This window comes from Pseudomonas rhodesiae, from assembly GCF_007858255.1.
In the GTDB taxonomy this organism is placed as follows: Bacteria; Pseudomonadota; Gammaproteobacteria; order Pseudomonadales; family Pseudomonadaceae; genus Aquipseudomonas; species Aquipseudomonas rhodesiae.
The window spans coordinates 201,635-219,399 of the sequence record NZ_VFEU01000005.1 but is presented as its reverse complement, the minus strand read 5'-3'; the positions used below and the strand labels follow the sequence as shown (position 1 = coordinate 219,399).

Genomic DNA, 17,765 nt, shown 5'->3' with positions numbered 1-17,765 from the left:
CTGCAAGCTGCAGGTAAAAGCCGATCAGCTTTAACTTGCCGCTTGTAGCTTGAAGCTTGAAGCTCAAACCAAAGGTTTGCTTTTATGCGCTACATCAGCACCCGCGGCCAGGCACCGGCCCTGAATTTCGAAGACGTCCTGCTGGCAGGTCTTGCCACCGACGGCGGTCTGTACGTGCCGGAAAACCTGCCACGTTTTACCCAGGAAGAAATTGCCTCCTGGTCTGGCCTGCCGTACCACGAGCTGGCGTTTCGGGTGATGCGCCCGTTCGTCACCGGCAGCATTCCAGATGCGGACTTCAAAAAGATTCTGGAAGAAACCTACGGCGTGTTTTCCCACAGCGCCATCGCACCGTTGCGTCAGTTGAACGGCAACGAGTGGGTCTTGGAGCTGTTCCACGGCCCGACCCTGGCGTTCAAGGACTTTGCGCTGCAACTGCTGGGTCGCCTGCTGGATTACGTGCTGGCCAAGCGTGGCGAGCGCGTGGTGATCATCGGTGCCACCTCCGGTGATACCGGTTCGGCGGCGATTGAAGGCTGCAAGCACTGCGAAAACGTCGACATTTTCATCCTGCATCCGCACAAGCGGGTGTCGGAAGTGCAGCGCCGTCAGATGACGACTATCTTCGGCGACAATATCCACAACATCGCCATCGAAGGTAACTTCGATGACTGCCAGGAAATGGTCAAGAACAGCTTCGCCGACCAAAGCTTCCTCAAGGGCACGCGTCTGGTGGCGGTGAACTCGATCAACTGGGCGCGGATCATGGCTCAGATCGTCTACTACTTCCACGCAGCCCTGCAGTTGGGCGGCCCAGCGCGTTCGGTGTCGTTCTCGGTGCCGACCGGCAACTTCGGCGACATCTTCGCCGGTTACCTGGCGCGCAACATGGGCCTGCCGATCAACCAGTTGATCGTCGCCACCAACCGCAACGACATCCTGCACCGCTTTATGAGCGGCAACCAGTACGTCAAGGAAACCCTGCACGCAACCTTGTCGCCGTCCATGGACATCATGGTGTCGTCGAACTTCGAGCGTCTGCTGTTCGACATGCACGGTCGCAACGGGGCGGCCATTGCCGGTTTGATGGACAACTTCAAGCAAGGCGGCGGTTTCAGCGTCGAGCAAGAGCGCTGGACCGAAACCCGCAAGTTGTTCGATTCCCTGGCCGTGGACGATGCACAGACCTGCGAAACCATCGCTGAAGTCTATGCCCAGACCGGCGAGCTGCTCGACCCGCACACTGCCATCGGCGTGAAGGCCGCACGGGAATGCCGTCGCAGCCTGGATATCCCGATGGTGATCCTGGGCACGGCCCACCCGGTCAAGTTCCCGGAAGCGGTGGAAAAGGCGGGCGTTGGCAAGGCGCTGGAGTTGCCGACGCACCTGGCGGACCTCTTCGAGCGTGAAGAACGTTGCACCGTACTGGCCAATGACCTGAAGGCCGTGCAGGCGTTTGTCAGCCAACACGGTAACCGAGGCAAGCCGCTGTAAGGCTGATTTGCCCGCGTAAGAGACGCCGCTTTCCCATTCATGGGGCAGCGGCGTTTTTTTTCGTTCGCCTCCGATAAACCCGCCAACACCCGCCATCGCGTGATCAGCGCCGCCGTTTTTTGTCTGTCATGTTCCAAGCGCAAGCTGAACTGAACACCCCGGATGTCCATAGCGACGAAAAAGCGAACTTTCCTACATGGCAATCGGTCATTTAGAAAAGACGCAGCGCTCGTTGAAACGATTGTTCCCGAACTATTGAATGGTGATCGAGATGGAAAGTATCAGCCTATTGCTCGAAGAAGCACTGAGCCCTTACCGGGTTACGCTGACCACCGTTGGCGTGCAAGGCGAATGCCTGGTAACCGTGAAGAATCCTGCCGGCGCTATCGTGGTGGAACGTGAAGTCGACCGCGCCCAGTTGATGGATAAGCGGGTGCTGGTAGATGTGGTCGATTGCCTGCTGCGCGACCTGAAAATCGCTGAAGGCCGCTTGGAACCGTCGGTGATCGCTGCTCTGCGCAATGCCGCCCAAACCCGTGGCGCTGCCTGCGCATGAAGAATTGTTCACTCATGGAAACTTCCTACAGCGTGCCCGGTCAGATTTTGTAACAGCAAGAGCAAACATTGTGCTCCGGTGTTTGTGGCTTGCTGTACTGGTCTTTAGATAGGCCACGTTTAACCCCGAAGTGTCTCCCCACTCTTCGGGGTTTCTTTTTGCCTGCGATTTGTCAGGGCTCGTTCCAGTCTTGAAAAAATTCCGGGTTGTCGCGCAGGTAATTCTGGCGCATCAGCGGGTCCAGCCAGGCGGCGTAGGCTTGTTGTATCTGCTTCTGCGGGATGTCACGCACCGCTTGATTGATGCGGGTGATGGCCTGGCGCCCCTGGGGCGTGTTCGAGCAGCCGATATGGGTGTGCTGATAGGGTGGGGAGCCTTTGATCGGGTAGAAACTCAAGTCGTCAGGTGCAATGCCTTGTTGCTGGGCGTGATAGCGGATCTCGGGCCAATAGCCGAGCACCGCTTCCAGTCTGCCCAGGCGTTGCATTTGCAGCAGGCTGCCCATGGCATCGTTGCCGTAGTGCAGGGCCAGGTGCTGGGTGTCGGTCTGCTTGAGCGCTTCATCGATATTCGGTCCATAGCTTCGTTCCGCAACAGCGCCTACCCGAGCTTCATGGGCAGCCAGAAACGCCTGCAGGTCCAACTGACCGTGGCTGATAAATCGCGCCAGCTGCTCACCCTGGCTGCTGCGGATGGCCGCGCCATTGCTGGCGACGACAAAGGCCTGTTTGGAAAACGCAACGTATGCCGCACGCTTCGCCGTCCAAAGCAACGAGGGATCGCAGATGAGCGTCCCCTCGCGCAGCATTTGCGTTCCGCGTGCGCGATTGACGTGCAGCACTTCGTGGCGATAGTCCGGCAGGCGCTCGATCAGCAGCGGCAGCAACTGATCCAAGGCGCCCTGGCCTTTGCCGGGGCCGTCGAAAATCGTCAATGGCGGCAAATCCCGCAGCAGCCAGATCACGGTGTCTTGCGCGTGAGCCGAGGCTGGCCACACGCTGGCCAGTGCAGTCACCAGACAGAGCTGCGCAAACCCGCGTACGCACCCATGGCGCATCAGATGGCGCCTGCCTCGCGCAAGCGCACAATCGCTGCGGCGTCATAGCCCAGCTCACCCAGTACAGCGCCGTTATGCTCGCCCAGTTGCGGGCCCACCCACTCGCAACTGCCGGGGGTATCCGACAGCTTGGGCACGATGCCCGGCATCTTGAAATCCTTGCCACCCGGAAGCTGCGCCTTGAGGAACATCTCGCGGGCCAGAAATTGCGGGTCGCCCAGCATATCCTCGGCACTGTAGATGCGGCTGGCGGGCACCTCGGCACCATTCAATTGCTCGATCACCTGCTCCAGTGGCAGCGAATTGACCCAGCGATCGATTACGCCGTACAGCTCGTCACGGCGGCTGTCGCGCCCGTCATTGCTGGCCAGTTGTGGATCGTTGGCCAGGTCTTCGCGGCCGATGGCGGCCATGAAGCGCTTGAAGATCGCATCGCCATTGGCGCCGATCTGCACATGCTTGCCGTCCGCACTGGTATGGATCGAGGAGGGCGTGATACCGGGCATGATGTTGCCGGTGCGTTCGCGGATAAACCCGAACACGTCGAACTCGGGAATCATGCTTTCCATCATGGCGAAAATCGCTTCATACAGCGCGACATCGACCACCTGGCCCAGGCCGCCGTTAACCTCACGATGCCGCAGCGCCATCAGCGCACCGATCACCGCCCATAGCGCTGCAATGGAATCTCCGATGGAGATCCCGGTACGCACCGGCGGGCGGTCCTCGAAACCGGTGATGTAACGCAGCCCGCCCATGGACTCGCCCACGGCGCCAAACCCTGGCTGGTCCTTCATCGGCCCGGTCTGGCCAAAGCCCGAGAGGCGCACCATGACCAGTTTCGGGTTGAGCGCGTGCAGGGTTTCCCAACTCAGGCCCAGTTTTTCCAACACGCCGGGACGGAAGTTTTCGATCAAGATGTCGGCGTCCGCCAGCAGTTGCTTAAGAATGGCCAGGCCATCCGGGTGCTTGAGGTTCAGCGTGAGGGATTTCTTGTTGCGCGCCTGCACGAACCACCACAGCGATGTGCCTTCATACAGCTTGCGCCATTTGCGCAGCGGATCGCCGCCGCCCGGGGATTCGACCTTGATGACCTCGGCGCCGAATTCTGCGCAGATACGTGAGGCGAACGGGCCCGCGATCAGGGTGCCGAGTTCGATGACTTTCAGGCCGGCAAGCGGTTTGGCATTAAACGACATGGGGATCCTTGGCTGCGCAGAACAGGTGTGTGATGCCTTTTAACATAGGCGAGGGGCCCAGGGATAAGGGTGATGCAGCGCAGGATTCGTTGATTGGCCTCGCCATCGGTTAGACTGGCCGCCTTTCCTTGTCTCTAGAAGCCCGTTCATGGCCCAGCCGTCCACGACCTACAAATTCGAACTCAACCTCACCGACCTCGACCGTTCGGTGTACGAGAGCGTCAAACAGACCATCGCCCGCCACCCGTCGGAGACCGAAGAGCGCATGACCGTGCGTTTGCTGGCCTATGCCCTCTGGTACAACGAGCAGTTGTCGTTTGGGCGTGGTTTGTCAGATGTAGACGAACCGGCCCTGTGGGAAAAAAGCCTGGATGACCGGGTTTTACACTGGATTGAAGTCGGCCAACCCGATGCCGATCGCCTGACCTGGTGCTCGCGCCGCACCGAGCGCACCAGCCTGCTGGCCTACGGCAGCCTGCGCGTTTGGGAAGGCAAAGTGGTGCCGGTCGCCGCTAACCTGAAGAATGTGCACATCGCGGCTGTGCCGCAGGAAGTCCTCGAAACCCTGGCCAAGGACATGCCCAGGGTGATCAAGTGGGATGTGATGATCAGCGAAGGCACGATGTTCGTCACCGACGACCGTGGCCAGCATGAAGTGCAGTTGCAGTGGCTGGTCGGCGAGCGTGGTTGAAACGCTCGGAAGGGGCCTGCCCCTCCCACGTTGCCTGTCAGTTGATTTCAGCCTTGCCGTTTAACCGTCGTATTAAAGAGAAGTTTCCTTCACCCCATGCGTATCGATCCTCGTCCGTTGCCCGCCGTCCTGCCGTTTCTTGGTGAATTGCCGCCCCTGTTGACCCGCCTTTACGCCGCGCGCGGGGTGCAGTCCGAGGCCGAGCTGGACAAGAGCCTGGCGCGGTTGATTCCCTACCAGCAGCTCAAGGGTATCGATACCGCGGTGGACTTGCTGGTGACCGCGCTGGAGCAACGCCAGCGCATCCTGATCGTGGGCGACTTCGATGCCGATGGCGCCACGGCCAGCGCCGTCGGCACCCTGGGCCTGCGGTTGCTGGGTGCGGCCCATGTCGATTATCTGGTGCCCAACCGCTTCGAATACGGTTATGGCCTCACGCCGGAAATCGTCGCCGTTGCCCTGCAGCGCGAACCGCAATTGCTGATCACCGTGGACAACGGTATTTCCAGCGTCGAAGGCGTGGCAGCGGCAAAAGCGGCGGGGCTGAAGGTGCTGGTGACCGACCACCACTTGCCGGGGGAAGAGTTGCCGGCGGCGGACGCCATCGTCAATCCGAACCAGCCTGGCTGCACGTTCCCCAGCAAAGCCCTGGCCGGTGTCGGCGTGATTTTCTATGTATTGATGGCCCTGCGCGCGCGCCTGCGCGAGTTGGGGTGGTATGCGAACACACCACAGCCCAATATCGGCGACCTGCTCGATCTGGTAGCCCTGGGCAGCGTCGCCGACGTGGTGCCCCTGGACGCCAACAATCGCATTCTCGTCCATCAGGGGCTGGAGCGTATTCGCGCCGGGCGCGCGCGACCGGGGATCAAGGCAATCCTTGAAGTGGCCAAGCGCGATGCGGCGCGAATCACCTCCACCGACCTGGGCTTTATCCTCGGGCCACGGCTCAACGCCGCCGGGCGCCTGGACGATATGAGCCTGGGTATCGAATGCCTGCTGACTCGCGATTTCGCTGCGGCGCGTGAGATGGCCGCGCAACTGGACGGCATGAACCAAGACCGTAAATCCATCGAGCAGGGCATGCAGCGCGAGGCCCTGGCCCAGCTTAAGGACTTGCCGGTGGACTCCATGCCCTATGGCCTGTGCCTGTTCGATCCGGAGTGGCACCAGGGGGTGATCGGCATCCTGGCGTCGCGCATGAAAGAACGCTATTTCCGCCCGACCATCGCCTTTGCCGACGCCGGTGACGGCCTGCTTAAAGGCTCAGGGCGATCTGTGCCGGGTTTCCATATCCGTGACGCGCTGGCCGTAGTCGCTAGCCAGCATCCCACGCTGATCGCAAAATACGGCGGACACGCCATGGCGGCGGGGCTGACGTTGCCTGAGGAAAATTTCCCGCTGTTCGCTGAAGCTTTCGATGCCGAAGTGCGTCGGCAATTGCGTGAAGAAGACCTCACCGGGCGCCTGCTGTCCGATGGCACCTTGGCGGTGGAGGAATTCCACCTGGAACTGGCCCGCGCTCTGCGGCATGCCGGCCCTTGGGGCCAGCATTTTCCCGAGCCGTTGTTTCACGGGGTGTTCCAGTTGGTAGAGCAGCGGGTGGTGGGGGAGCGGCACCTGAAGGTGGTGCTCAAGAGTGAGTGCGGTTCGGTGAAGCTCGACGGCATCGCGTTCGGGGTGGATCGGGAAGTCTGGCCGAACCCGACGGTGCGTTGGGTGGAATTGGCCTACAAGCTGGATGTGAACGAGTTTCGTGGCAATGAAACCGTGCAACTGATGATTGCCCACATCGAACCGCGCTAGATTTTACTAAGGCCGCAAAACAACTGTGGGAGGGGGCAAGCCCCCTCCCACAGTTTGTTTGGCGTACAGCCCGGGATTACTCGGACTTGGCCTGGTGCTTGACGATGATATCTACCAGGCGTTTGGCCAGTGCCGGGTAGTTCTCGTCGAAGTGATGGCCGCCCGGCAGCTTCAAGGCTTCGCCCACGGCAGTCTTATCGGTGCAGCCGCTCTCATCGACTTCTTCGGCACCGTAGATGCATACCACTTTGTCCGCTGGCAACTTGGCCATTTCCGGCCCGGTGGCGGCCTCTTTGCCGGCGTTACCCAGCCAGCCTTCCACTTCGATTTCAAAGCTGCCGGTGCGGGCGAAGGCCAGCAGGATGATCGCATCAACCCGCTGTTGCTCGTTTTCCGGCAGGCGGTTGTAGATAGCGGGCAGGACATCGGCGCCGAATGAGTAGCCGGTCAATACGAAACGTTTGGTGCCCCATTTCTGCCGGTAGTGCTGCATCAGCTCTGTGAGGTCCTTGGCGCTTTGTTCCGGGGTCTTGTGCTGCCAGTAGTAGCGCAGGGTGTCGATACCGACCACGGGGTAGCCGATCTTGGCCATCTCGCTGGCCACATCGCGGTCCAGGTCGCGCCAGCCGCCGTCACCGGAGAGAAACAGCGTGACGGTGTCCTTGGCTTGCCCGGCCGGCACTTCAACCACCGGGATCGCCAGGCCGCCGTTGTCCGAACCCACCAATTGCTTGCGCAGCTCGTTGTTCAGCACTTGCGGGTAATGAATGTCGTAGTCGCTGATGCTGGTGGTGGCGCGCGGCGTATCGCGTACGAAACTGGCGCTTTCGTCGTCAGGGTTGTCGTTCCAGGCCACCAGCCAGTTGCCGTGGGCGGCGGTCTTCGGCAGCGGATCCTTGCAACCTTCCTGCACCAGGGCAAAGCCAACGGAGATGGCATTGGCCTTATCGTCGTTCTGTGTGGCCAGCCAGCGCCACGCGAGGGCTGCGCCGGGGTCGATGCCGCTGACCAGGGTCGCTGGGCCTTTGAGCTGCGCCAGAGCGCCTTGCAAGGCTTGTTCTTGTAGCTTGCAGTCATCCTTGGGCAGCACCACCTGCACGATCTGCGCTTTACCGCCCTGGCTCAGGGCAAGCAATTGACTGTCGGCCAACACGTCGTCGGCCATCACCGCCACGATCACACGGGCTTTGGCATTGCCGTTCGGCGTCACGCGGGTCATCGCAACGCCATCGGCCTGGGGCAACTGCTCCAGGGTGGGCTGCGGGGCAGGGCGGTTCCAGTACCAAAAGCCGCCGCCCAGGATCAGGGCGAGCAGCACTACAAAGGCCAATACATACCGCCAGGAGCGTCGAATCATCAGCGTTTCACCAGTCCAGTCAAGCCGCCCGCGATCAGGGCGGCGGTATCGGCCAATGCCACCAGCGGATCGAGTCCGGCGGGCACGGCCATGTAACGAGGTTCCCAGTCGGGCTGGAACTTGTCTTTGAAGCGGCGCAAACCTTGGAAGTTATACAGTTGCTCGCCGCGACGGAACACCATCGAGCCCAAGCGCTGGGTCAGCGGAGCGCCGCGTCGCGGTTGCAGGCCCGACAGCGGCACCATGCCGAGGCTGAAGCGGGCGTAGCCGTGGGTTTTGTAGTGTTGAATCAGGCCGACCATCATGAATTCCATGGTCAACTTGGGTGCATCCGGGTGTGCGCGCATCAGGTCCAGACTGGCCAGGTCGTGGCTGTAGGTTTCGAGCAGGTTGGCGAAGGCCACCGGGCGCCCTTCGAAGCGAATAATCGCAATGCGAAAGTGCTTAAGGTAGTCGTCGCTGAAGCGCCCCAGGGAAAAGCCTTTTTCCCGCACGTTCTTACCGGTCAGCCAGGCATCGGAAATGACCTTTAGCTCCTCCATCGGCGCCGTGCCCGGTTCGCAGATCTCCAGGGACAAACCGTCCCGGGTGCCGCGGTTCCAGGTGTAACGCAGATCCTTCATCTCTTTGCCCTTGGCTTCCAGGTCAAAGCGCTTGAGGTCGACGCGGGCTTCTTCGCCCAACTTGATCGCGGTCAGGCCGATATCCATGTAGTACGGCAGGTTCTCCGCCCGCACTTGGTAGAACACTGGGCGCGCGTGGTGGATGTCACACAGGTCGCGGAATTGCCAGATCATCTCGGCCCGTTGCTGGGTCGGGCCGATCGGATCGTACAAGGCCACCAGGCTGCGTCCACGACGGGCGTACATCAGGAACGCTTCATCGTTGGGGTGAAACAGCAGGGCTTTGTCGCCGGTCAATGCCAGGCCGCCGTCGGGTTGGGACGAAGCCATTAAAATCTTGGTGGCACGCTCCAGTTCTTCCGGCGTCGGCAAATGGATCACCGGGCGCGCGGTGCGCAGCAGCCAGGTCAGCGACACAATCACCAGCAACACCGCTGCGCCCAGCAACGAGCGCAGGCCACGCGGCGCGTTGGCGTCGAGGGTGAATTGCCACCACAGTTGATGGCTGTAGGGGACATCTTGATAGGCAAACAGCAGCAGCCAGATTGAAGCCCCCAGCACGCAGACGCTGGCCACCAGGTACAGCGGCGAAAACGGTAGCTCGGTCAGTCGGCTGGCGCGGTAGAACGAGCGTCGAAAGATCGCCAGCAGCACCGCAGTCATGGTCATCAGGGTGGCTTCTTCCCAGTCGAAGCCTTTAAGCAGCGAGAGCAGGGCGCCCACCAGCAGCAGCACCATGGTCAGCATCCAGGCGGCCGACAAACGTCGACGCAAGCCTTGAGCGAGCAGCAGGCACAGCACGCCGATCAGGCTGGCGCCGAAGTGGGACGCGTCAATCAGGCGGTGGGGAATCAGGAAGCCGATGTTTTCCAGGCGTGAATCGATTTCCGGCGTGGCGCCGGAAAACAGCAGGACCACGCCGGACAAAAAAACCAGTACGGCCAACACCGGTGCCGCCAGGCCCGAGGCAACCCGCAGGCTCTGCTGGGTTTGGAATAGGCGCTGGGCCTCGTTGACCAGCAGGAACACACAGGCAATCAACAGCGGCAGCACCACATAGATCATGCGATACAGCAGCAGCGCGGCCGCCAATGGCGCGGCGCCGAGCTTATCGGCGAAGGCGGCGAGCAGGATGGCCTCGAACACCCCCACACCGCCCGGTACATGGCTGAGCACGCCCGCGGCCAGGGCCAACAGGTACACCAGCAGGAACGGCCCGAAAGGCGGCGCTTCCGGTAGCAACATATAAAGGACGGTGGCTGCGGCGGCGACGTCCAGCGCGGTGATGATCAACTGAAGGAAGGTCAGGCGACGCCCGGGAAGCCGCAGCGTGCGGCGACCGACTTTGACCAGCGGGTTGTCGGCAAACGGTTGTTCCGGCAGGCGACGGCGATAAATACCGATGCACAGCACCGTCGACAGCAACAGTACGGCGCCGGCTATGCCGCCGAGCAGTATCTGCGGCAGATGCAGGTAGGTGGCGGCGGCCGGCAGGTTGCTCAAGGTCGCCAGAGCGGCCAGCGGCGGCAGGGCAGTGCCCAGGGCCAGGCTGGCAAACACCGTCATGCGCGCCACCTCCGAAGCCCCGATGCCGTGGCGGGCATAGAGACGGTAACGCACCGACCCGCCCGAGAGCATCGACAGGCCAATGGCGTTGCCGATGGCAAATGCGGTAAAGCCGCCGAGGGCCAGAGTCTTGGCGGGTAGGTTCACCCCTGCGTAGCGGGCGCCGGAAAATTCATAGCCCAGCAGGATCACAAAGCCGGCGACGGCCGCGGCGAAGGCTCCCAGTAAGGCTGGCTTGGGCACTTCCAGGATGGAGTCGTGGAGAGCGTAGAGATCCAGCTCCAGCAACAGGTGTCGACAGGCGATCAGGGCGATTGCAAACAGCAACAACGTAACGGCCAGGCCGATCGGCTGTCGGTATTTGCTCAATAGATCAAGCCAACGCAAACGGGTAGGGGCGATCGGTTGGGTTGCAGTCACGGAGTCTTGTGGTTCAGACGAGTTGGCGCGCATCAATCACCTCTAGGATTGTGCGCGACAGGATGGGGGTATCCAGCCAAGTTACCAATCCCTATGGACAAAATAATTACAAATATTAACGCGTATCACCGGGGGCGGCGACTGCGACCATCGGTCGTAGAGGAGTAAGCATAGCGTGTGCTGAGATGGACTCCACAAACCCTGTACGGTTTCATGAAAGATGCCATGTCATTGTTTCAGAAGAACTTTTCTGCCAGATACAAAAAAGGCCACTCTTTCGAGTAGCCTTTCTTGATGTTTGGTTGCGGGAGCCGGATTTGAACCGACGACCTTCGGGTTATGAGCCCGACGAGCTACCAGACTGCTCCATCCCGCGTCTGTGGGCGGCATTCTACAGTCAGACGGCGAGGTGTCAACCGTTAATGACCTAATGGGTCAAATAAGTGTGAATTGATGGCCCTGCCTGCGCTTCGCACGGTAAGTCTACGGTGGGCAAAGATTTTTTGTCTTACAATTTCCATACATCTCAAAACAGACGCGCACAAAAAAGGCCACTCTTTCGAGTAGCCTTTTTTGATGTTTGGTTGCGGGAGCCGGATTTGAACCGACGACCTTCGGGTTATGAGCCCGACGAGCTACCAGACTGCTCCATCCCGCGTCTGTGTGGCGGCATTCTACAGAGGAACGCGAGTGTGTCAACCCGTAAATCCATGAAAAGCGCTTTGGGTTCAATCGGTTAGCGTTCGGCGAGGTGCGCCGAAAACACGCGGGCCCAGTCAGGCCGAGGCTTTCAGCTCTATCGAGGTGGTGAATTCGATTGAGAAAATAAATCCATGGAGGAGAATTCCTACCGTTCAGGCGGAAGATTCAAACTACTGGTGCTATATACAGGGGTGAATGCGATACTGATCGCCCGTTGAATTGCCCCTTCTATTTATGACGCAGCGCAAAATCATCCACGTTGACTGTGATTGCTTCTACGCCGCCATCGAGATGCGCGATGACCCGAGTCTGGCGCAGAAGCCTCTGGCGGTCGGTGGTTCAGCCGATCGTCGAGGGGTGATTGCCACCTGTAACTATGAAGCGCGGGCCTACGGGGTGCGATCGGCGATGTCGTCACGGCATGCCTTGAAGCTGTGCCCGGACCTGACCATCGTCAAGCCGCGCATGGATGCTTATAAAGAGGCGTCGAAGGAAATCCAGACCATCTTTCGCGACTACACCGACCTGATTGAACCGTTGTCGCTGGATGAAGCCTATCTGGACGTTTCCGACAGCCCGCATTTTGGCGGCAGCGCCACACGCATTGCCCAGGACATCCGTCGTCGCGTCTCCAATCAATTGCACATCACGGTGTCAGCTGGCGTGGCACCGAACAAGTTCCTGGCCAAGATCGCCAGCGATTGGAAGAAGCCCAATGGCCTGTTTGTGATCACGCCGGATCAGGTCGAAGCGTTTGTCTCGCAGTTGCGCGTAAGCAAGCTCCACGGCGTGGGCAAAGTTACCGCTGACAAACTGGCGCGCTTGGGCATTGAAGACTGCCTGCAACTGCGCGAATGGAACAAGCTGGCGCTGGTGCGGGAATTCGGCAGTTTTGGCGAGCGACTGTGGAGTCTGGCCCGTGGCATCGATGATCGCTTGGTACAGAACGACAGCCGTCGGCAATCCATCAGTGTGGAAAATACCTACGATGTGGACCTGCCGGATCTCTCAAGCTGCCTGGCTAAATTGCCCGAACTGATGGAAACCCTGGCCGGGCGCATGGCGCGCATCGACAGCAGCTATCGCGCGGGCAAGCCGTTCGTGAAGGTGAAGTTTCATGACTTTACCCAGACCACCTTGGAGCAGGCCGGGGCAGGGCGGGATCTGGAGAGTTATCAACGGTTGATGACCCAAGCGTTCAATCGCGGCGGCAAGCCCGTGCGTCTGCTGGGGATCGGGGTACGGTTGTTGGACCTCAGTGGCGGTAACGAACAGCTAGAGTTCGCCTGGTAGAAACCGCCAATCAAAATGTGGAAGGGGCTCCTCCCACATCCATCTCCAACCCTTTGGGCGTCTCAGCGTGCGCCTGGATCCGCTACGAGTCGCCCCGCATCCTTGGTCAGCGCTTGCAGGAATTCCTGCTGCAACTCCGGATCATTGCGGGTCAGTTCGATCAGGCTTTGTTCCAGCTCGCTGGCTTCTTCTTCCAGACCCAGCTCCGAAAGGCGCTTGACCCGGTGTACCCACTGGCTGACTTCGTCGTCTTCCAGATCGTCATAGATCAAGCCGTGGGCTTCGAGCAACTTGCCGCGCAGGGTCTTGCTGATAGCCAGGGTCGAGTCCGAGTGCGCGTCGTCCTGACCATCCTCCACGCTGATCTTCAAGGTGGTGACATGGTTAAGGTCCTGCTCGGCGAACGGGCTGTCCAACAGGTTCAGGCGCAGCACGCCGTTACGGTCGGTGGTCAGCTCGTGGGTGTGTTGGCCGGCGGTGACCTGCACGGGACGCTCGCTCCACGGCAGGCTTGAATAATCCAGGCGCTTGTCGCGCTGAACTTCATCAATACCCGCCAGGTTCTGTTGCGCGCGTCCATGGGATTGCACGTTCATGAACGGGTTGAGCCCGTCTATGCCGTAGATCAGCCAGTCATGGGTCATGCTCGAAGGCAGGTTGCCGAGGGCGAAGATGTTCGCCACATTGGCGCCCGCGCCCGCCACCAGTGCCACCGCGCCCAGGGGCATCTCGTAGACTTTGCGCCAAGGCTGATAGGGGGTGTAGCGGTCGTAATGCCGGGTGACTTCGAACTCGGTGACCTCGAAGGTCTTCTGCTCGTGAATGCGAACCCGGCGTTGCGGCAGTTCCAGCACTTTGGGTTCGCCTACATCGATCTGCAGGCTGTGATCGAGCAATTTGCGCTCGACCCGCTCCTCGTGCTCACTGCGTTGCGACATATGATTGGCGCAGCCGCTGACCAGCAGGGCGCCGCACAAGGCGGCGCCCCCCAGGGCTCTGGTGTTTCGCTTGAACATGACTTCTCTTGATCTGGTTTTCAGCGACGAATACGCGCCTGAAGGAAAGACAGCACGTCAGCCACCGGCAACGGTTGGGCTTCGGCTTCGGTCCGGCTCTTGTATTCCAGATTGCCATCGGCCAGGCCGCGGTCGCTGACCACGATCCGGTGTGGGATGCCAATCAGTTCCATGTCGGCGAACTTGATGCCAGGGCTGGTTTTCTTGTCCCGGTCATCGAGCAGCACTTCAAAACCGGCGGCCGTCAACTCGGCATACAGTTTGTCGGTGGCTTCGCGTACTTGCTCGGTTTCGTAGCGCAGCGGTACCAGCGCCACTTGGAACGGCGCCAGGGCGTCGCTCCAGATGATGCCTTTCTCGTCGTTGCTCTGCTCGATGGCAGCCGCCACTACGCGGGATACGCCAATACCGTAGCAGCCCATTTCCAGGGTGATCGGCTTGCCGTTCTCGCCCAGCACTTCGCACTTCATCGCCTTGCTGTATTTGTTGCCCAGCTGGAAGATGTGCCCGACTTCGATGCCGCGCTTGATTTCCAGGGTGCCCTTGCCATCCGGGCTTGGGTCGCCGGCCACCACGTTGCGCAGGTCGGCCACGGTCGGAACCGGCAGGTCACGCTCCCAGTTCACGCCGAAGTAGTGCTTGTCGTCGATGTTCGCACCGATACCGAAGTCGCTCATCAGCTCGACCGAGCGGTCGATGATGATCGGCAGCGGCAGGTTCAGCGGGCCCAGGGAACCGGCGCCGGCGCCAATGGCGTCGCGCAGTTCGGCATCGCTGGCCATGACCAGCGGGCTGGCCACGCCTGGCTGCTGGGCGGCCTTGATTTCGTTGAGTTCGTGGTCGCCACGGATAACCAGGGCGATCAGCTTGCCTGCTTCCTCAGCGTGCACGATCAGGGTCTTGATGGTCTTTTCAATCGGCAGATTGAATTTCTCCACCAGGGCCGCGATGGTCTTGGTGTCCGGCGTGTCTACCAGGCGCAGTTCTTCGGTCGGGGCAGGGCGTGAGGTTTCCCGTGGCACGGCCTCGGCTTTCTCGATGTTCGCCGCGTAGTCGGAACCGTTGCTGAACACGATATCGTCTTCGCCGGACTCGGCCAGTACGTGAAATTCGTGGGAGCCGGCGCCGCCGATGGAACCGTTATCCGCTTCAACCGGGCGGAATTTCAGGCCCAGGCGCGTGAACACATTGCAGTAGGCCTGGTGCATGCGGTCGTAGGTGACCTGCAGGGACGCCTGGTCGGCGTGGAACGAATAGGCGTCCTTCATGATGAATTCGCGGCCACGCATCAAGCCGAAACGTGGGCGGATTTCATCACGGAATTTGGTCTGGATCTGATACAGGTTCAGCGGCAACTGTTTATAGCTGCTCAGCTCGTTGCGCATCAGGTCGGTAATGACTTCTTCATGGGTCGGGCCGGCGCAGAAGTCGCGGCCATGACGATCCTTGAAGCGCAGCAACTCAGGGCCGTACTCTTCCCAGCGCCCGGATTCCTGCCACAGCTCGGCCGGCTGGGTGCTCGGCATCAACACTTCCAGGGAGCCGGCGGCGTTCATTTCTTCACGAACGATGGCTTCGACCTTGCGCATCACCTTCAAGCCCATGGGCAGCCAGGTGTAAAGGCCGGAGGCCAGCTTGCGAATCATGCCGGCGCGCAGCATCAGTTGGTGGCTGATCACGACCGCATCGGAAGGCGTTTCTTTCTGTGTGGCGAGCAAATATTGACTGGTACGCATGGTAGGCCGTTGTCGGTTGCTTGGACTTGAAATGACTTGGGATTGTACGGGCGCGGGCTGCAGGAGTACAGGCATCAGAATGCAGAGGGGCATGTGGGATGGGGCTTGCCCCCGATAGCAGGGTGTCAGGCGCTAATGTGTTACTGACCTACCGGGGCAAGTCCAATCGTCGCAATGCCCCTCCCACATTGTCAGTCTTCAGCGGGTGGACTCAACCGAATCCGCCGATTTTCCTGGAACCAGTGCAACGCAATCAGAAGCAGCGTCGGCACACCCAGCATGCAGGTGATCAGGAAGAAGTTGTGGTAACCGAACTTTTCCACCATTACGCCCGAGTAGCCGCCAATCAAGCGCGGCAGCAGCAGCATGATCGAGCTGAGCAACGCATATTGGGTGGCGGAGAACTTGAGGTTGGTCAGGCTCGACAGATAGGCCACGAAGGCCGACGTGGCCATGCCCGAGCTGAAGTTATCCAGGGAGATGGTGAAAATCAGCATCTGCAGGTCCGGGCCCATATCGGCGAGCATCACGAACAGCAGGTTAGTGCCGGCCGACATGACGCCGCCGATAAACAGGATCGGCAGGATACCGAAGCGCACGATCAGCAAGCCGCCCATACCGGCGCCGAGCAGGGTCATGATCAGGCCGAAGATCTTGCTGACGCCGGCAATCTGGTCCTTGGTAAAACCCTGGTCGATGTAGAACACGTTGGCCATCACGCCCATCACCGTGTCGGACATGCGATAGGTGGCGATCAGCCCGAGCAGCAGCAGGGCCTGCCAACGGTAGCGCAGGATAAAGTCGTTGACTGGCGTCAGCACCGGCGCCAGGCCACGGCGGCCCATGGTCGACAGGCACAGGCAGGTCAGGGTGATATAGAGGATTGCGCGCAGGAAGGCGCGGTCTTCCATCAGCAAATCCCACAGGCTGACGCCCTGGAAGAGCACGCTGGCGAAATCGGTGTTGTACAGCTGAGTGAACATCGCCGGCACCGACACCAGCAGTACGATCAGCACGAACACCGAGGCCAGTTGATGCACGAAGCTGTAGCGGCCCGCCTGCAATTGGGTACGCAGCGGCACATTGGGCTCGCGCATGAACAGCGTGGTCAGCAGGGCTGGGATCATCAGCACGCCGAACAGCACGTAAGTGCCGGTCCATGCCGAGTGCTTATAGTTGAAACCGGTGGAGCCGAAACCTTCGGCAAAGAACAACGCGCCTGCGGTGGCCAGCAGCGCGGCGATCCGGTAGCCGGACATATAGCTGGCGGCCAAGGCGGCCTGGCGGCTGTCGTCGGCGATTTCCAGGCGATAGGCGTCGACCGCGATGTCCTGGGTGGCGGAGGCAAAGGCAACGATCACAGCAATGGCGATCAGCCAGGACAAATGCTTCTGCGGATCGCAGAACCCCATGCCGATCAGGCCCAGGATGACCAGCGACTGCGCGAGCACCAGCCATGAACGGCGGCGCCCGAGCCTGCCCAGCAGCGGCAGGCGCCATTGGTCGAGCAGCGGCGACCAGACCCACTTGAAGGCGTAGGCCAGCCCGATCAGGCTGGCATAGCCGATGGTTTCGCGGGCCACACCGGCTTCGCGCAACCACACCGAAAGCGTCGAGAACACCAACATGTAAGGCATGCCGGCGGCGAAGCCGAGCAACAACAGCACTAACGTCGAGGGGCTGGCATAGGCAGCGAGCGCGGCGCGCCAGGTTTTACGGGGCATGGGCTGGAGTCTGCCTCAGATTCACGGAAACAAAGCGCGCACTCTAACCGCTGTGCTCTACCGGGCGCCAGCCATGGCGCTGAATATCAACGCGATTGTTCAGGATACTGACACCTTCGCCGCGCAAACGCGCACGTTGTTCGTCACCCGATGCGCTGCCCGCCGGCAGACTTATCCGACCGCCGGCACCCAGCACGCGATGCCAGGGCAACCGCGTGTCCTCTGGGAGCTGGCTCAAGGTCCGCCCCACCCAGCGCGCCGCCCGCCCGAGACCGGCCAAGTGCGCCAGCTCGCCGTAGCTCACCACGCAGCCCTCGGGCACTTGCGCCAAGGTCAGGTACAGCGCGGTGCGGCGCATATCGGCAGCGGTTTGTGGTGTATCGACAGGCAATTTCACTGTGGGACTATCCGTTGAATATGTCGGCATTTTTGCAAGAAACGGCTGTAAACATGGCGGTGAGAATTGAACTCATCTGCGATCCCTGAGTCAGTCCTTGCTAAGACGTTATCTAACACGATAATGCC

At 60.6% G+C, this 17,765-nt stretch carries 13 protein-coding genes and 2 tRNA genes; 5 read left to right on the top strand and 10 right to left on the bottom strand.

Annotation, left to right across the window (positions count from 1 at the left end; all coding sequences use genetic code 11):
* Nucleotides 1-84: 84 nt before the first annotated feature.
* Both thrC and FIV35_RS10005 read left to right on the top strand, forming a co-directional pair.
* Nucleotides 85-1,494 (top strand): threonine synthase, encoded by a 1,410-nt coding sequence (gene thrC, locus FIV35_RS10010; RefSeq protein ID WP_034139185.1) that lies wholly within the window; start codon nt 85-87, stop codon nt 1,492-1,494.
* A 259-nt stretch (nt 1,495-1,753) separates the two neighbouring features.
* The gene (locus FIV35_RS10005) at nt 1,754-2,050 is read left to right on the top strand and encodes a DUF3509 domain-containing protein (protein ID WP_034100324.1); all 297 of its coding nucleotides are present in this window, start codon (nt 1,754-1,756) and stop codon (nt 2,048-2,050) included.
* Between the two features lie 172 nt (nt 2,051-2,222).
* Here FIV35_RS10005 and FIV35_RS10000 read toward each other — a convergent pair whose 3' ends face one another.
* Both FIV35_RS10000 and FIV35_RS09995 read right to left on the bottom strand, forming a co-directional pair.
* On the bottom strand, nt 2,223-3,107 hold the full coding sequence (locus FIV35_RS10000) for a TIGR02285 family protein (protein WP_034139184.1): 885 nt from the start codon (nt 3,105-3,107) through the stop codon (nt 2,223-2,225).
* Nucleotides 3,107-4,306 (bottom strand): CaiB/BaiF CoA transferase family protein, encoded by a 1,200-nt coding sequence (locus tag FIV35_RS09995; protein WP_034139183.1) that lies wholly within the window; start codon nt 4,304-4,306, stop codon nt 3,107-3,109. The genes FIV35_RS10000 and FIV35_RS09995 overlap by 1 nt, the downstream gene beginning before the upstream one ends.
* Before the next feature lie 148 nt (nt 4,307-4,454).
* On the opposite strand from FIV35_RS09995, the gene FIV35_RS09990 reads away from it, so the two are divergent.
* Together FIV35_RS09990 and recJ are read left to right on the top strand one after the other, a co-directional pair.
* Nucleotides 4,455-4,997 (top strand): YaeQ family protein, encoded by a 543-nt coding sequence (locus FIV35_RS09990; RefSeq protein ID WP_034115010.1) that lies wholly within the window; start codon nt 4,455-4,457, stop codon nt 4,995-4,997.
* Between the two features lie 96 nt (nt 4,998-5,093).
* The gene (recJ, locus tag FIV35_RS09985) at nt 5,094-6,803 is read left to right on the top strand and encodes a single-stranded-DNA-specific exonuclease RecJ (RefSeq protein ID WP_034139182.1); all 1,710 of its coding nucleotides are present in this window, start codon (nt 5,094-5,096) and stop codon (nt 6,801-6,803) included.
* Nucleotides 6,804-6,879: 76 nt separating this feature from the next.
* Here the strand turns inward: recJ and FIV35_RS09980 are convergent, their stop codons facing one another.
* The 4 genes from FIV35_RS09980 to FIV35_RS09965 form a co-directional block, all read right to left on the bottom strand.
* On the bottom strand, nt 6,880-8,160 hold the full coding sequence (locus tag FIV35_RS09980; RefSeq protein WP_083377782.1) for a virulence factor family protein: 1,281 nt from the start codon (nt 8,158-8,160) through the stop codon (nt 6,880-6,882).
* Nucleotides 8,160-10,802 (bottom strand): bifunctional lysylphosphatidylglycerol flippase/synthetase MprF, encoded by a 2,643-nt coding sequence (gene mprF / locus FIV35_RS09975; protein WP_034139180.1) that lies wholly within the window; start codon nt 10,800-10,802, stop codon nt 8,160-8,162. The genes FIV35_RS09980 and mprF overlap by 1 nt, the downstream gene beginning before the upstream one ends.
* A 266-nt stretch (nt 10,803-11,068) precedes the next feature.
* Nucleotides 11,069-11,145: transfer RNA gene (locus FIV35_RS09970), tRNA-Met, on the bottom strand.
* A gap of 205 nt (nt 11,146-11,350) precedes the next feature.
* A tRNA-Met gene (locus tag FIV35_RS09965) sits at nt 11,351-11,427 on the bottom strand.
* A 278-nt stretch (nt 11,428-11,705) separates the two neighbouring features.
* On the opposite strand from FIV35_RS09965, the gene dinB reads away from it, so the two are divergent.
* A complete protein-coding gene (gene dinB, locus FIV35_RS09960) occupies nt 11,706-12,764 on the top strand; it encodes a DNA polymerase IV (protein ID WP_034139179.1) in 1,059 nt (352 codons plus the stop codon).
* A gap of 62 nt (nt 12,765-12,826) precedes the next feature.
* On the opposite strand, the gene FIV35_RS09955 is transcribed toward dinB, so the two are convergent.
* The 4 genes from FIV35_RS09955 to FIV35_RS09940 all read right to left on the bottom strand — a co-directional run bounded on the left by FIV35_RS09955 (nt 12,827) and on the right by FIV35_RS09940 (nt 17,667).
* Nucleotides 12,827-13,780, bottom strand: a complete 954-nt coding sequence (locus tag FIV35_RS09955; protein WP_034139178.1) for a hypothetical protein — start codon at nt 13,778-13,780, stop codon at nt 12,827-12,829.
* Between the two features lie 20 nt (nt 13,781-13,800).
* The gene (locus tag FIV35_RS09950; protein WP_034139177.1) at nt 13,801-15,516 is read right to left on the bottom strand and encodes a proline--tRNA ligase; all 1,716 of its coding nucleotides are present in this window, start codon (nt 15,514-15,516) and stop codon (nt 13,801-13,803) included.
* A gap of 191 nt (nt 15,517-15,707) precedes the next feature.
* The gene (locus tag FIV35_RS09945) at nt 15,708-17,240 is read right to left on the bottom strand and encodes an AmpG family muropeptide MFS transporter (protein WP_034115007.1); all 1,533 of its coding nucleotides are present in this window, start codon (nt 17,238-17,240) and stop codon (nt 15,708-15,710) included.
* Nucleotides 17,241-17,283: 43 nt separating this feature from the next.
* Nucleotides 17,284-17,667 (bottom strand): MGMT family protein, encoded by a 384-nt coding sequence (locus FIV35_RS09940; RefSeq protein WP_052198998.1) that lies wholly within the window; start codon nt 17,665-17,667, stop codon nt 17,284-17,286.
* Nucleotides 17,668-17,765 lie beyond the last annotated feature (98 nt).